At 68.3% G+C, this 15,227-nt stretch carries 11 protein-coding genes and 2 pseudogenes; 8 read left to right on the top strand and 5 right to left on the bottom strand.

Features of this window, described 5'->3' with window-relative positions:
- Positions 1 to 24 precede the first annotated feature (24 nt).
- From ACF1ED_RS35805 to ACF1ED_RS35780, 6 genes and pseudogenes are all read left to right on the top strand, one after another.
- On the top strand, positions 25 to 951 hold the full coding sequence (locus tag ACF1ED_RS35805; RefSeq protein WP_391767543.1) for a carbohydrate ABC transporter permease: 927 nt from the start codon (positions 25 to 27) through the stop codon (positions 949 to 951).
- Positions 951 to 1,871 carry a carbohydrate ABC transporter permease gene (locus tag ACF1ED_RS35800; protein WP_391767542.1) on the top strand — a complete coding sequence of 307 codons (921 nt, stop codon included), beginning with the start codon at positions 951 to 953 and terminating at the stop codon, positions 1,869 to 1,871. The genes ACF1ED_RS35805 and ACF1ED_RS35800 overlap by 1 nt, the downstream gene beginning before the upstream one ends.
- A 64-nt stretch (positions 1,872 to 1,935) precedes the next feature.
- Positions 1,936 to 3,237 (top strand): extracellular solute-binding protein, encoded by a 1,302-nt coding sequence (locus tag ACF1ED_RS35795; protein ID WP_391767541.1) that lies wholly within the window; start codon positions 1,936 to 1,938, stop codon positions 3,235 to 3,237.
- Between the two features lie 163 nt (positions 3,238 to 3,400).
- A complete protein-coding gene (locus ACF1ED_RS35790; RefSeq protein WP_391767540.1) occupies positions 3,401 to 4,705 on the top strand; it encodes a BNR-4 repeat-containing protein in 1,305 nt (434 codons plus the stop codon).
- A 218-nt stretch (positions 4,706 to 4,923) separates the two neighbouring features.
- Positions 4,924 to 5,729 (top strand): annotated as a pseudogene (locus ACF1ED_RS35785) (IS3 family transposase); the annotation flags it as partial.
- 141 nt (positions 5,730 to 5,870) lie between these two features.
- Positions 5,871 to 6,323 (top strand): hypothetical protein, encoded by a 453-nt coding sequence (locus ACF1ED_RS35780; protein ID WP_391767539.1) that lies wholly within the window; start codon positions 5,871 to 5,873, stop codon positions 6,321 to 6,323.
- On the opposite strand, the pseudogene ACF1ED_RS35775 reads toward ACF1ED_RS35780, so the two are convergent.
- Positions 6,253 to 6,507: pseudogene (locus tag ACF1ED_RS35775) on the bottom strand (ATP-binding protein); the annotation flags it as partial. The gene ACF1ED_RS35780 and the pseudogene ACF1ED_RS35775 sit on opposite strands and share 71 nt — an antisense overlap.
- A gap of 858 nt (positions 6,508 to 7,365) precedes the next feature.
- On the opposite strand from ACF1ED_RS35775, the gene ACF1ED_RS35770 reads away from it, so the two are divergent.
- A complete protein-coding gene (locus tag ACF1ED_RS35770) occupies positions 7,366 to 8,970 on the top strand; it encodes an ISL3 family transposase (RefSeq protein ID WP_391767538.1) in 1,605 nt (534 codons plus the stop codon).
- Here the strand turns inward: ACF1ED_RS35770 and ACF1ED_RS35765 are convergent.
- From ACF1ED_RS35765 to ACF1ED_RS35755, 3 genes are all read right to left on the bottom strand, one after another.
- Positions 8,956 to 9,567, bottom strand: a complete 612-nt coding sequence (locus ACF1ED_RS35765) for a hypothetical protein (protein ID WP_391767537.1) — start codon at positions 9,565 to 9,567, stop codon at positions 8,956 to 8,958. The two genes, ACF1ED_RS35770 and ACF1ED_RS35765, sit on opposite strands and share 15 nt — an antisense overlap.
- A 1,063-nt stretch (positions 9,568 to 10,630) precedes the next feature.
- Complete coding sequence (locus tag ACF1ED_RS35760; RefSeq protein ID WP_391767536.1) at positions 10,631 to 11,092, bottom strand: hypothetical protein; 462 nt, start codon at positions 11,090 to 11,092, stop codon at positions 10,631 to 10,633.
- 1,628 nt (positions 11,093 to 12,720) lie between these two features.
- A complete protein-coding gene (locus tag ACF1ED_RS35755; RefSeq protein WP_391767535.1) occupies positions 12,721 to 13,164 on the bottom strand; it encodes a hypothetical protein in 444 nt (147 codons plus the stop codon).
- Between the two features lie 94 nt (positions 13,165 to 13,258).
- Between ACF1ED_RS35755 and ACF1ED_RS35750 the strand changes: the two genes are divergently transcribed.
- On the top strand, positions 13,259 to 13,507 hold the full coding sequence (locus ACF1ED_RS35750; protein WP_391767534.1) for a transposase: 249 nt from the start codon (positions 13,259 to 13,261) through the stop codon (positions 13,505 to 13,507).
- Between the two features lie 13 nt (positions 13,508 to 13,520).
- Here ACF1ED_RS35750 and ACF1ED_RS35745 read toward each other — a convergent pair whose 3' ends face one another.
- On the bottom strand, positions 13,521 to 14,036 hold the full coding sequence (locus tag ACF1ED_RS35745; RefSeq protein WP_391767575.1) for a DUF2716 domain-containing protein: 516 nt from the start codon (positions 14,034 to 14,036) through the stop codon (positions 13,521 to 13,523).
- Between the last annotated feature and the right edge of the window lie 1,191 nt (positions 14,037 to 15,227).

The following is a 15,227-nucleotide window of genomic DNA, read 5'->3' as shown; positions in this document are numbered from 1 at the left end:
GCCACCATGTGAGAGGACAGATCCATGAGTACGGCCGCACCTCCCCAGAAGGCGCCCCCGCCGCGCGAGCAGACCGGGGGGCGGCTCTCCAACGGTGCGTTCGCCCTGCTGCTGGCCGCACCGGGACTCGCCCTGTTCGCCGCGATCATCTGCTACCCGCTGCTGTCGGCGCTGTTCACGGGCTTCTTCAGGCAGGACCTGCGGCTGCCGGGCCGCGAGTTCGTCGGACTGGACAACTTCTCCTACTGGCTGGACGGCGACTTCCTCACCATCCTGGAGCAGACGCTGACCTTCACCGTCGGCGCCACCCTCGTCCCCTTCGTGATCGGCTTCGCACTCGCGCTCGCGCTGAACACCGGACTCAAGGGCGGCGGCTTCCTGCGCGGCCTGTTCCTCTTCCCCTGGGTGATCCCGGGCGTGGTGGTCTCCTTCCTCTGGATGTGGATCTTCAACGCGAACTACGGGGTGCTCAACGGCCTCCTCATGGAGGCCGGCATCCTCGACGAGTCCGTGGCCTGGCTGGGCCGGCCCGGCACTGCGATGCTTGCCGTCATCGTCACCAAGACCTGGGCCAGCTTCCCCTGGATGATGGTGATGCTCCTGGCCGGTCTGCAGACCGTGCCCAAGGAACTGCACGAGGCGGCCTCGATGGACGGGGCGGGATCGATCCGGCGCTTCTTCGCCGTCACCTGGCCGCAGGTCCGCGGCGTCGCCTCTATCGTGCTGCTGCTGGAGTTCATCTGGAACTTCCAGCACTTCGACACCATCTACGTCCTCACCGGCGGCGGGCCCGCCGGTACCACCGAGACGTTCGCGACCGCCGTGTACCAGACCGCGTTCAAGGGCTTCGACATCGGCCGGGCCACCGCCCTGGGCGGACTGTGGATGCTGCTCCTGCTCCTCCTCGTCGCCGTCTACCTCAGGATCACCGAGCGGAAGGGCGACGCCTGATGACCTCCACCACCTCCACCCCCGTGCCCGCGGCCGTCCGCCCGCGCCCGTCCGCCACGCGGGCCGGGCGCGGCACCCGGCGCCCCCTGCGCAAGGACCTGCTGCGCTCGCGGATCGCCGCCTGGAGCGCGGTCGCCGTCATCGGCGCCTTCGGCCTGCTGCCGGTCTACTGGCTGCTCGCCACCGCGCTGAGCACCCCCGAGTCGACCTTCCAGTTCCCGCCGAAGCTGATACCCACCGATCTCACCTTCGGCAACTTCACGGCCCTGGCCGAGAACGACCAGCTGATCAATTACATGATCAACTCGCTCATCGTGGCCTCGATCACCGCCGTGCTGAGCGTGATCGTCGCCACGTACATGGGCTACTCGTTCTCCAAGTTCCGCTACCGGGGACGACGCTCGCTGATGCACCTGGTGCTGGCCTCCCAGATGTTCCCCCAGGCACTCCTCCTGGTGACGCTGTACACCGTCTTCTCCAGCCTCGGCATGCTCAACACGTACTCCGCCCTGGTGCTCTCCTTCACGACGTTCACCATGCCGCTGTGCGTCTGGATGCTGAAGGGCATCTTCGACACCATCCCGGACGCCCTGCTGGAAGCCGCGTCCATCGACGGCGCTTCCCGATGGCGGACCTTGCACTCCATCGTGGCGCCGCTGGCCGCACCGGGGATGATCGCCGCCGGGCTCTTCGCCTTCGTGCGCGGCTGGAACGACTTCGTCTTCGCGCTGACCCTGGCCGGCAAGGAGAAGCAGACCCTGCCCCCCGGGCTCGTCTCCACCTACATCGGCGAGTTCCAGACCGCGTGGCCCCAACTGATGGCGGCCTCGCTCGTGGTGTCAGTCCCGGTGATCGTCGCCTTCATGTTCCTGCAGCGCTACCTGGTCGGCGGCATGACCGCCGGCTCGGTCAAGAGCTGAACCCGCGGGTTCGGCCCGCCCCCTTCCACGCACCCCCTCCCGCACACTCCCCATGGAGAGAATCATGACCACCTCTGGCATCAGTCGGCGCGCGGCGCTGCGCATGTTCGGCCTCGGCGCGCTCGGTGCAGCGGGCGCCGGCGCGCTCGGCGCCTGCGCGCCGTCCGGTGCGGGCTCCCCGTCCAACGGCGGCGACCCGAAGTCCAAGGACTTCGACTTCACCTCCTGGTCGCTCAACGAGGAGGCCGCCAAGCCTTCGATCGAGAAGATCATCACGGCGTGGGAGAAGGCCGAGAAGTCGACCGTCCGCGCGGTCTCGTACCCCTACAACGAGTACCTGAGCCAGCTCACCCTCAAGCTGGGCGGCGGCGAGACGACAGGCGCGGTGCACCTGGACATCGCCTGGCTCGCCGCGATGGCCCAGATGGGCAAGCTGCTCGACCTCGGATCGGTGGCCGCTGAGGCCGGGTACACGGACGTGGCCCTCAAGAGCGGCGTCTACGACGGCAAGCAGTACGGGCTGCCGTGGAACACCGGATCGATCGGTGTGATCGCCAATTCCAAGCTCCTGGAGAAGGCGGGCATCAAGAAGCACCCCACCACCGTCGAGGAGTTCGAGGCCGCGCTGCGGGAACTCAAGGGGCTCGGCGGCGGCGTCGTGCCGTACGCGGCCGCCACCAAGGTCGCGCAGCTCAAGGACATCTTCCCCTGGATGCAGACCTTCGGCTGCACGATGCTCGACGGCGGGAAGGTCACGATAGGCGACGACGCCTCCGTCGACGCCGTCACCTGGTACAAGAAGCTGCACGACGAGAAGCTGATCGCTGCCGACGTGGACCGCTTCGACGCGCGCGCCCTGTTCGGACAGGGCAAGGCCGCCTTCTACGACGACGCGATCATCGGGAAGGGCGTGACCTCCGCCCAGTCCAAGGACAAGACGCTGGCCGACGCCATGCAGCCCATGGAACGTCCGGTGCTCAAGGCCGGCGACACGCCGCAGGCGCTGCTGTGGGGCGGCGTGATCGCGATCGTGAAGGGCAAGGGGCAGAACGCGGCCACCCGGTTCGCGCTGCACACCACCACCGACCGGGCCACCACCTCCGAGTACTTTGCCGCCCGCGCCCTGCCGCCGTCCACCACCGCGGGTCTCGCCGCCCCCGAGGTCGCCAAGGACGCGTTCACCACGGAGTGGACCCGGAAGATCACCAGAACGGCGACCGGCAGCCCGTTCTGGCAGTTCGCGCAGAGCGCCCAGATCGAGGAGGCCATCGCCAAGCAGGTACAGGCGGTCCTCGTCGGCACGGCGAAGCCCAAGGACGCGATGAAGCAGGCCGGCGAGGACACCGCCGCGCTCATCAAGCGCTGAGACCGGGCGCCGCGGCCCGGACCCGGTGAACGCCGCAGGCGTCGCCGGGCCCCGTCCGCGCCCCCACCCCGCACGAAGACCGCGCCGACCGGCTCCCCGGCCGATGCCGTGCGCGTCATCCGCCACGCCCGCACCCGCACCCGCACCCGCGAAGGGGCTCATCTTGCGACGTCACCTGCTCCGCACGTACACGGCCGCGGCCGCGGCCCTGGCCGCCCTCCTCCTGCCGGCCCCGGCCGCCGGGGCCGGCACCGAGCACACCACGGCGGTCGCGGCGACCGTGATCGAGAAGGTCCCGTACGCGATGGACGCGTCGAACCAGGCCGCCTGGTGGACGCCCGTCGCCACCTACGAAGGCCGCGGACAGTACACGTACTTCGCCTTCAACGAGCCGGGTTCGACGGCAGCTACGCACCGGCCCGCCATCGCACGGCGCGACCCGGACGGCGTCTGGAGCCGGCTGCCGCTGCTGAACGGGGACGGACAGCAGGCCGAGTTCCCCGACGACAACGGCCACAACCAGCCGTCGGTCGCCCGCGACGGCAGCGGGCGCCTGCACGTCTTCACCTCCATGCACGCCAACCCCTGGCGTTACTTCCGCACCGAGGCCCCCGGCGGGGACGTCACCGACCACGCGTCCGAACTGCCCGACCAGGACGTGGGCATCACCTACCCGATCGTCACCACCGCCCCTAACGGCGACCTGTACCTGGCCGCCCGCGTCGGCGCCACCTCCGACCGGCGCCCCGGCAAGCTGTACCGCTGGGACAACGCCGCCTCCCGCTGGAGCGTCGTCGCGACCTTCGCGAGCGCGCTGTACCGCTCCGTGTACCCCGACGACCTCACGGTGGACGTCTCCGGCCGCGTACACCTCCTCTACGAGTGGGCGAAGGCGCCGGCGACCGCGTTCCGCCACCAGCTCTCGTACCTGTCCTACGACCCGTCGACCGGCGCCTTCGCGGACAGTGCGAACACCACCGTCACCACACCGGTCACGCCCGCCACCTCCGACGTCGTCCAGGACCTCACCGCGGGCGAGGAGTGGAGCGCCGACAACGCGTACACCGGGCCGGCGGTGCAGAGCGCCAAGCTCACCCTCGACGGCTCCACTCCGAAGATCGCCTACCGCTACCGTTCGGCGGACAGCGGTGGCCACTTCCGCGTGTACTACGCCTACCCGAGCGGTGGCGGCTGGGTCGGCAAGACCGTGTACGCCGGCGGACAGACCGCGAGCGCGCTCGGCATCACCTGGGACGAGACGGACACCAAGCGGATCTACTACGTGACCGCCTCGGGCACCGACCGGGCCTTCTCCGCGACCCAGTCGGCGGACGGGACCTGGACCGCCCTCTCCGTCACCCCGGGCGTGACCGCGGACCGGCTCGCGGTACGCCGGAACTCCGACGGCCACGATGTGCTCTATGTTCCGGACACCGCTCACAACGCCCTTTATTACGCGACCCGCTGAGCAACTCCGACGTGCGGGCGCCGACAGGGCCGTCCAGCACGGCTCGAACGGGCACGAGGCGCCGCCGGCCGCCGAACGAGGATCGCCCGGGGCGGAGGCGGGGCCGCCTGCTTCGTCCGCCCGGGCGGCCCCTCGCGGGCCACCGGCGTGAGTGAGGCTGATCCTGTGGAGTGGACACCCTGACAATGGATCTTGATGGTCCGGGGAGGGATGTCCAGGTGGGACACAGGTCTCCGTATCCGGAGGAGTTCAGGAAGGACGCGGTCGCGCTCTACCGTGCCGCGGCCGGGAAGCGGACGTACGCGGCGGTGGCTACGGATCTGGGCATCACCGCGGAGTCGCTGCGGACGCGGGGTGCGCAAGGACGAGAACCAGGCCGTGCCCGGACGCCGTGACACGGGCGGCGAGGCGGAGGAGCCGGCCCGGCTGCGGGCGGAGAACGCCCGGCTGCTGAAGGCCGAGGAAGAGTGGCACCTCGAACGCGAGATCCTGCGCCGGGCGGCCGCGTATTTCGCTCGGGAGGTGAAGTGGGCCCTCGCCGAGGGGACTTCATCTCCAACCACCGCGCCGACTTCGGCGTCAAGCGATCTGCCGGGTGCTCGGGGCATCCCGCGCCGGCTACTACCGCCATCTGGCCACCAAGCAGGCCTGCGCCGAGCGCCAGGCAGAGGAGAAGCGGACCATCAGCGAGATCCGCGCCATCCACGCCGAGCACGATGGCGCCTATGGTGCCCCGCGCGTCCATGCCGAGCCGCGTGCGAGGGGACGGCGGATCAACCGCAAGCGCGTGACCCGGCTGATGCGGGTCAACGACATCGTCGGCCGGCATCTGCGGAAGAAGAAGCGGACGACGATCGCGGACAGGACCGCGCCGCCCGTGCCGGACCTGGTGGTGCGCGACTTCACCGCGGACGCCCTGAATACCAGGTGGTGCGGTGACATCACCTACGCCGCCGTCGGCACGACCTGGCTCTACCTCGCCACGGTGATCGGCATCCGCTCGCCGCGCGTGGTGGGCTGGTCTGGCTATGACGACTTCTTGGGGAGTCGTTTGTCGAGGAGTTCGGGAGGCGTGGGGCCCGGTGTGCAGTGATCAACATCGACGAGTTTTGATGTCGATAGCGTGTGCGATCGCGGGTTGCGGGGTCTGCTTCATAATCCAGCTGTGGACATATCCGATGAGGGACAGCCGCTCGATCCCGTCTGGCTTGAGATCAACAACAATGTGTGTGGTGGCCTGGCAGGAGCCCCGAGTGCATCGCTGGTGGCCGAGCGGTTCATCGGGGCTGGCTGGAACTCCCAATCAGGCTCGTCGTGGGAGTCGTATGAGGTCGAGACCAGCTGGTGCCGCATCGAGATCGACCCGACCGACGGGGACACACTCCTGAACGGAGTTGTCGATCCTCAACGTTTCGAGGAGCTGGCTGCGCTGCTGACCCGGTTCGGCCTGCGGTTCAGCCTTGAGCTCTATGACGATGACGGGGAACTGCTGCGGGAGATCGAAGCTGGAACCCCGCCAACGCCTCATGACGCAGCTGCTCAGCCTTTCAGCCGGCTGCTCGCTCCGCTTGGGCTCGGGTGGAGGCGAGGCGGTAGGAGTCAGTGCCGGTCTCGATGATGGTGCCGTTGAACGTGAGCCGGTCGACGATGGCCGCGCAGAGCCTGGGGTCGGTGAAGGTCTTGGTCCAGCCGCCGAACGACTCGTTCGAGGCGATCGCGACGCTGTTCTTCTCCTCGCGCTCGGTCAGAACCTGGAAGAGGAGTTCGGCGCCGTGGCGGTCGAGTTCCATGTAGCCGAGCTCGGGCCTTGACCCGCGGGACCCCGCCCAGCGACCGCAACGCGTGAACGTGGCCTTCGAAGAAGGCTTCCTGGCCGGCCGAAGCGAACACGCGGTGGACGGCCTTGCCTGAATACGACAGGCGGAAGGAGAACAAGTAGCAGGTCACCAGTTCGCCGGCGAGGCGGATCGTCACGTCACCGAAGTCGACCTCCGCCTCATGACCGGGCTGGTGAGTCTGCGGGACGAACGCCTCAAGCGGGGCCTTGCCCGACTCGACCAGGATCTCGGGCTTCCGGGCCGCCACGTAGTAGCGGACCATCCCGTAGGAGACGTCGGCGCCGTGTTCCTCGACCAGCCGGTGGAAGATCCGGGTGACCGTGTGCCGCTGCTTGCGCGGCGCGTCCAGGTCCGCCCGCAGGATCTCGTCGATCACCGGCTTGTAGCGGTCCAGCCCGGTCGCCCGCGGCGACAGCTTCTTGCGCGGCTCCGGCCACGACGAGTCCAATGCCTTTCGCACCGTCCGCCACGTCACACCGTGCTTGCGCTCAAGCTCCCGCATCGACATGCCGCCACGGTGGTCACGCCGGATCGCCGCGTACAGCTCGACCTTCGACATCCGCGGCATGACCAGCACCTTTCACCAGGAGCATCCCGATGCTGCCCTGGCAAGAACCCCAGTGCCTCCCAAACTCGTCGACATCACCCATCCGTGGAACAGGGCGCCTCCCAAACCCATCGACAAGCGACGTCGCAACTGCGGTTCTGGCTCAGTTTCCGTGAAGCGCACACGTTGAGTAACGGCCGCCGTCTGCGGCGGCTTCTGGGAAGTTGCCTGAAAACGATCGGGGCTGATCCTGGGGTGGCCGACAGTTCGACGTCGTGGAAGAGGGATTGCTCCGGCTGGAAGCTCTGCTGTTCCCGTCGGTCGCGGACGTGTCGGTGCTGTCGGTGGACGTGTGCGACGAGGTGGTACGCGTCGAGGCCCGCCGTACGACCGACGAGGCGCTATGTCCGAGCTGTGGGTGCTCTTCAAGCCGAATACACAGCTCCTACCTGCGGTTTCCCGCTGATGTGCCCAGCGCAGGACGACGGGTCGTTCTGTGCCTGCGCGTCCGCAGGTTCTTCTGTTCAGATGCCGCATGCGGGCGGCGAACGTTCGTCGAGCAGATGCCGGGCCTGACCAGGAGATACAGCCGGTGGACCGAACGGCTGCGATCGACCCTGGCCCTGGTGGGCCTCGCCCTCGCAGGCCGAGCCGGCGCCCGGATGGCGGGCGTGTTCGGAGTGCCCGTCAGCCGCAGCACGGTGCTGCGGTTCGTCGCGGCACTACCTGAGCCCAACGTTTCGGCACCGCGGGTGGTCGGCGTCGATGAGTACGCCACGCGCAAGGGCCACGTCTACGGCACCGTGCTGGTCGACTGCGAGACCCGCAGGCCCGTGGACCTTCTGCCTGACCGGGAGGCGTCCAGCCTGGCCGAGTGGCTGGCGAAGCGGCCAGGCATCGAGGTGGTCTGCCGGGACCGGGCTCCGTTCTTCGCCGAAGGCGCTTCGGTCGGGGCGCCTCAGGCGGTTCAGGTCGCTGACCGGTGGCATCTGTGGCACAACCTCAGCGAGGCCGCCGAGCGAGCTGTCGCCCGCCACCGCCAGTGCTTACGCGTCCTGGTCCCCGAACCGGTCGAGGAAGGATCCGACGGGTCCGCACCCTCCGTGGTGGACCCCGCCTCGCCGTGGAAGAGCGACCGGTTCGCCAACCGCATCCGAACCAGACACGCCACCGTCCACGCGATGCTGGAAGCCGGCCACAGCCGCCGTTCCATCGGCCGCCAACTCCACATGACGCATCGCACCGTCAAAAGCCTTGCCGATGCGGCCAGACCGGAGGACCTCTTCACCGGTCAGTACCAGTTCAACCGGGCTTCCGCGCTGGACGAGTACAAGCCCTACCTCGACGAGCGCTGGAACGAGGGCCGCACCAACGCCTGGAAACTCTGGGAGGAGATCATCCCGCTTGGTTACAAGGGCAGCTACGGCATCGTCAGCGCCTACATCCGGAAGAAGCGCACGTCACCCCGGCCGATCACCGCACAACCCCCGGCACCCCGCCAGGTGGCCAGATGGATCCTCAGCCGCCCGGAAACGCTCACGGAAGTCGAGCAGCTCCGGCTCAAGGCCGTGCTGGCCAACTGCCCCGAACTCGAAGCCCTCACCGGCCACGTCCGGTCCTTCGCCAAGATGCTCACCGAACGCCAAGGGCGACGACTTCCCGAATGGCTCGACGCCGTCCGCCAGGACGATCTTCCCAGCCTCCACACCCTCGCCGCAGGCATCGACCGCGACCGCGACGCCGTCATCGCCGGCCTCACTCTGCCCTGGAACTCAGGCGTGGTCGAAGGACACGTCAACCGGATCAAGATGCTCAAGCGCCAGATGTTCGGCCGCGCCGGCTTCGACCTCCTGCGAAAACGAGTCCTACTTGCTGAGTGACTCCTCAGCCTCCGCGCGAAGATCGCGAATCGGAAACGTCGTGGGTGAGGGATGTTCCCTGCACGTTTCCCCGTGCAGCTCTTCGGGCCTCAGCGCCCAGGCAATGGCCTCGCCCGAACCGCAGAATGAAGGATCGAGGTGGAACGTGATCCAGGTCCCGAAAGGTTTCGGCGCTACGAACTCTTCCCTGGAGCCGGTCGGGTCCATCCCGACCAGCTCCTGGCGATAGCCGCAACCATCCAGCCACACCTCGATGACCGTGCGGACGCTGAGAGCGGCGGCTGCGGAGGGTGCCCAACGCTCCATGTCGAACATGTCGAGCAGGGAACCGAAGAATTCTGGAAGATACCTCTCCCGCTCATCAGAGCTGGGCCGCTGGTCGCTCTCCACTGTGAAGCTGAGATCAGATCCGATCTCGACACTGATCTGCCCATGCCTGCCGTCGCGACGGTGCAGCGCATCCCAGGCCACCGCCCGCAGCACCTCGGTGGGAAGCTCAGGGCTGCCCCGCTCAACCAGGAAATACCCTGCCGGGCGGCGCCGCACGTGCTCCACGAAGTCGACCATCCGAAGCGGCTCGACGGTGAACTTCTCCACTCGCTCTCCCCATCTCTGCACTTTCAGCCGGCCCCAGCCGATCATGACACCCGCCACCGGCAAGCACCACGCTCCCCGCTCGCCCGGCAGTAGTGACGGATTGTCACCAATCACGGAATGTGTGCCAGAGCCGCAACTGCTCGATAAAGCCAGGTGCTCGAGTCTCGGTCGCTTGGGTCGCTGTTCTGGGCTGGCGCGGGAGGGGTGATGGGTGGTTTGTCTGTTTCGGTGAAAGTTGCTTGGGATGTGGCTGCCGTCGGGTAGAACTGCAGGTCAGGAAGGTGTTCCCCGCGCCCGCGGGGATGGACCCGACCTCACCGTTCTCGGGCACCCGGACACCTGGTGCTCCCCGCGCCCGCGGGGATGGACCCGAACTCGGCTGCGTGGGCCTCTGGCAGATCCGGTGCTCCCCGCTCGCGCGGGGATGGCCCCACTCGGGACGACGACCCGTTCGTCGCGGTCGACTGCTCCCCGCTTGCGCGGGGATGGCCCCTTCGGCGGCTTCACCGTGGACGCCGACTCCAGCTGCTCCCCGCTCGCGCGGGGATGGCCCCGGGTCCTTCCTCCGCGACTTCCGCCGGGACGGCTGCTTCCCGCCTGTGCGGGGATGGCCCCGGGCCGATCGTCCCCGCCCTGATCGTCGCCGACTGCTCCCCGCCTGTGCGGGGATGGCCCCGGGCGCCGCGTCATGCGGGCCCGGCTCGCCCCCTGCTCCCCGTGCCCGTGGGGATGGACCCCCGCGCCGCCGGTAGTCCCTCGCCCTCGGCGTCTGCTCCCCGCTCGCGCGGGGATGGCCTGCCGGCATGGCCGGGGCCCAGGTGCCGCTCGAGCTGCTCCCTCGCTTGCGAGGGGATGGTTGGCAGGGGAGTGGCGGGTGTTTTGTCTGTTTCGGTGAAAGTTGCTTGTGGGGTGGCTGGTGTGGGGTAGAACTGCTGGTCAGGAAGACTGCTCCCCGCTCGCGCGGGGATGGCCCCGGGGTAGCGGTCCCGTTGGTCACCGTGTGTCGGCGTATGCGTGAACGTACCCAGTCAGGTACAGACGAACGTGCCCGGCATTTGTGCCTTCAGTCGATCACCCGGGAAGGCAGGCTCGCTGTAGCCCGCCAGTGGTCGGCGTCGTGAGGATCGGCCAGCCAGCCAGCCAGACGTACTGCGCCGGCGAGGAAAGCTTCAGGCAGCGGGGTCTTTTCGTCGACCACGAGCCTGAAGGTGTCGACGTCGTGGGTGGCGTGGTCGGTCTCGCACCAGCAGGCCACGTTCACCGCCGCATCGACAGCGAGCCGACCTGGGTCGACCCATACCACCTGAAGCAAGAACTCCAGCTGGTCGCCTCCCCCGGCATGCTGGATGACATCCAGCCCGAAGACGATCGGCGTGCTCTGCTGTGCGCCCGGGAAGACGGCGTGTTCCAGGGCCCATTCCCAATCTGCTGGGGCTCTGTCTGCACGAGCCGCGTCGACCATGCCGGCCACCTGACGCAACGACTCCACATCCGCAGCCGTCAGGAAAGGAAAGAGCGCAGTCACAGGGACATCGTCAAAGACACCTCTCATCACAAGGCGATCATCCCTGGCTCCGGCTCGCATCACGAACCCTGGCCAGCGCTCCGGGAAGAAGGCGCACGGCCCAGGTGGCGGCCGGCTGGCTGGGTATGTTCGTCCGTACCTGATTGGGTACTTCGACGAGTACGCCGACACGTAGCCCCCGGCGCCCCGGGCCGCTGACGAGCGGACAGGCGACATCCCCTGACCCCGGCCCAGAGCTGCGCCGCCGCGACCTGCTCGTGACCCGTCCGCAGGGGCGGTACCCGCTCGGGTGCCGCCCCTTGCGGCGTGCTGCTCCCAAGTCCCGCAAGGGGAGCGGGCCGTTTGGACAATGGGGCAAGAATGATCTTGGTCGTGCTTGCTGCCGGACTTGCCACCACGCTTACCACCGGCCTCGCCAAGCCGCGGCCTGCACCGCTGTGACCTGCGAGGGTCAGTCTTTGGGTCACTCCTCCACCCGCCCCCTCCGGCCGGGCTGTTCCTCGCGCGTCGGGGCGCCGCCCGCCCTGCCCCGGGCCCTCTGCCTCGTGCCGCCCGTCCGGCGCGGGGCGCAGGTGGGTGCCTCCCTGTGCCTCGCGGCGATAGATGACACCGGCGATGGCGGCCGGCCTGCGGTGCGGCGTCGGATTTTCAGCGGTACTCGTCACCGAATGCGCGAGCCTGTCGTCACCAGCGCCGATTTCGCAGACCGGTTGTCACCAGGCCCGGCGGAGGTGCGAGCCGATGACCTGGCGCTTCGCGCGGACGTCGGGACCGTCATCGGGGCGAACGGCGGTGCGGTGACAGTTTGGGCTGCGAGATGTCATCTATCGCTGCGAGGCACAGGCAGCCACCAGCCCCCGCGCCAGGTTGCACCACCCGTTGCGCCATAAGTTGCGCCACCGGTTGCGGGCCCCTTCAGCCGTGCCTCGCGTTCGTGCAGGTCACCGACCGTGGGTCAGTCGATCTCCGCGCCGACACCTCTCCTGCGGAAGGCAGGAGAGGGTTCTCCTTCCTCTTTCGCGGGGCGGGCGGCAGACGCGTCTGGGCCGCGGGTGTCAGAAATTTCTGACACTCCGCCACGGGGCGGGAGACTGGGGTGGGGTGAGCACCGCACCACACCGCCGTCCGCTCGGTTCCGGCTCCGACGTCCCCGACCGGCTTCCGTCCGACCGGTGGGCCCGTATTGCCGCCGTCCTCGCTGCCGGGGAGTGGACCGCCGCTCCCGACACCACCCCGCCTCCACCGCGCACCGGCCGCCGCCCCCTCGGAGACGGCCCTGCCGACCCCGGCGCCGCACCCGGCCGGCCCGGATAGGGGTCGGGGCCAGCCCGTGCCGATATGGCGTGCGCGGGCGAGGCCCGGCGCCCAGGGGGTTCACCCTCCGGGGGCAGTACCGCCGGGCCGCCCAGACATGACGGCGGGGCCGTTCCCAGACCTGGGAACGGCCCCGCCGTCATCGGGCCTGGCTGCGTAGGTGAGAGGTGGGTTCTGGCACAGATCTTGGGGAGCCGTCGCACAGGGTGATAATGCGTTCGGTTGAAGGGTGGCGATGAGCTCGGCTGTTTGACTGCATCGCGGTCACCGATCGCCCTCTTCGAGGGCGTCCACGGCACCGTGCGCCTCCTGCGCTATGCGGGATGAAGAACGCAGTCGATCCCGGACAGGCTGTCGTGGAGCTCGCGAGCTCCCAGGGTGACGTGCTCGTCAGTATCCCGCGTGAGCGCCTCGCAAAGCCGCACCGCGTCGTCGCGGTCGGTGGCGTAGATGGCAAACGCATCGAGGGTCGCGGTGTGGATCCAGTCGCTATGGTTCGGGCTGGCGACTGCCAGCGCTGACGCGACGACCCTGAGCCCGGCGCTGTCATGCCGTCTGAGCAAGGCTTCTGCGGTCGCCCGTGTGACGAAGGTGTCCTCGCGGTCGAGCACCAGCTCCAGCAGCGGACCGACAGCTTCCTCCATCTCGGCAAAGCCCGCGAGGCCACGACCAGCGTCCGCACGGTCCCCAAAGTCGCTGCTTCGAGCGAGCTCGCCGAGGGCCACGACAGCAGCGCGCCGCAGGGCACCGTCCGCCAACTCACTCACCTCTCCGACAAATTTCGACCAAAAATAGCACCACGCCGGGAAGCCTCTGCACTCGTGCAATCTTGCGCGTGCCTTCACCGATCTGGTGCGGCACCGCCGCGGGGCGATGCTCGGGCTTTGGATCCGAGAGGCCGAGCAATCCCCGATTGGGCCCCTCCGATCGTTCGGCAGCTTTCTGCGGCAGGACTTCGACGCGGTGACGGCCGGCCTGACCCTGCCCTACAGCTCAGGCGTTGTCGAAGGTCACGTCTGCCGCGTGAAACTGCTGAAGAGGAGCATGTACGGACGCGCAACATTCGCTCTGCTGCGGGCACGCATTCTCGCGAGACGCTGAGCCCGGTCCAGGCTCAGGCGGGGCCTACCGCCTTGCCTGAACTGCGGATCGGCGGGCCAAGAACCTTGTCGACCTCCGTGGCCGCGACGTCGAGAAGTTCCTCACCGAACAGGCAGAGAGACTCTTCCCAGGGGTGTCCGAAGCTGCCGAAGCGGAAGTCCTCTGCAAGGAAGATGAAGTAATCCCCGTCGGGATACGGGCTCAACGGCCAGGTCGGTTGCCCAGGACCACCGACCTCTTGCGGTGCGAAGCGGTACGACGGGTGCTGCCAGTCGAGGGCGAACAGAGTGCCCGACGGGCCGGCACAGGAGGACAGTCCTTGCTCGACGACGGAGACCAGGCGGTCCAGACGCTCATAGTCAGGTTCGTCGGGAAGAGTCGCCAGACTCCATGTGACTGATGCACCGGGCTCTTTGATGGCCGGCCACTTGGACGGACTCGTGCTCGGCTGGAAGCTGAACTTCTTGTAGAAGCGGTCCCAGACGCGGCGGTCCTCAGCGTCTGACAGCTCTATCACAGGTTCGTCCATCACCTGTCGATCGTACCGACCGGCCAGCAGAGAGGGTGCTGAGAGATCGTTCACGGAAGTGCGGACAGAGCCGTTTTCGAAGAGCGCCAACAGTGTCATCCGCGTCCCGTCGGTGACGCCCCCATGACGGCCTTGCCGCCCTCGCTGACGCGCTCGATGACGCTCGCCCGGCCTTGCTCCGTGCCGCTTGCCGCCTGTCACGGGCCACCGCTCCGCTGCGGGCTGGCTCGTACCCGCTCGTGTGACAGACGATCTCCCACCTGCGCCTACGCCTCCCGATCCCCGTCCCAGCCGAGGTGTGACGCACCCATGTGACCCGGCCCCGCCTTTCGCCGGGCGCCTGGGAGAAAACCGTTCGGGACGGTGGGTGTGTGTGGCGTGGGCTGGGGTAGGTGGTGCGGCGGAGTGAAGTGGACACTTCCTGGACCGGGCACGCGCGGACCATCCCCCCGGACGCGCGCGGGCCGGCCATCCACCGGCCCTCGCCCGGCTCTCCGGGCGAGGGCCGCTGTCCGGTCCCGTCCCTTTGCCCCTCCGTCTCCATGGAGGCCCCGCACGCCGTTCTGGCGCCCCTCGCCCCGCCCTCGCACGGGCGGTGGTTTCCGTCCCGGCCGTATTCGTTTTCCGCATGAGGCGGTATGCGATATGCGTATTCGGGGTTTATGCGTATTGTGTATGCGGGGTGTTTCGTGGAGTCAGTCGGCGTGAATCCGAGGGTTTTTGCGGTTTCGTCATACGGGCTGCTGGGTCTGGTTTCTGGCGGTAAGTCAGGTCTCTTCCCTGGGTGCGGTTTTGGCATTCCTGTGCCGAATGGGGTCGCCGGATGTCCGGCCGTACACCCTGTTTCTCTCGTTGTTGGTCTTGTCATTGGTTTAGACCTCCTGCTGTCGGGTATGCTGGTGGTGTTGTACGGAGTGTGGTCGTTGTCTCGGGCCCGCCAGCCGCTGGACAGTCCCTCTCGGCCTGTGCATACTGTGACCGGTGAGAGGGTGTCAGTCCTCGTCCGGGAGCCGTCGGCCCCGCAGGGGCCAGCGGCGAAATCCCTTGGGACGGCCTCACCACCAACCTCCCCAAACCGCTCTGAACAGCAGAAACACCCGCCGCAGGCGGGTGAGGAACCACCGCCGGGCCCCACCCACGGCTTGTACGCCTCGGCCGGCCGAACCGCCCCGTAGTCACCGAAGGTGACCA

Source organism: Streptomyces sp. NPDC014656 (genome assembly GCF_043084305.1).
Classification (GTDB): domain Bacteria; phylum Actinomycetota; class Actinomycetes; order Streptomycetales; family Streptomycetaceae; genus Streptomyces.
The sequence above is the reverse complement of the archived record's forward strand: the minus strand, read 5'-3'. Positions and strand labels throughout refer to the sequence as shown.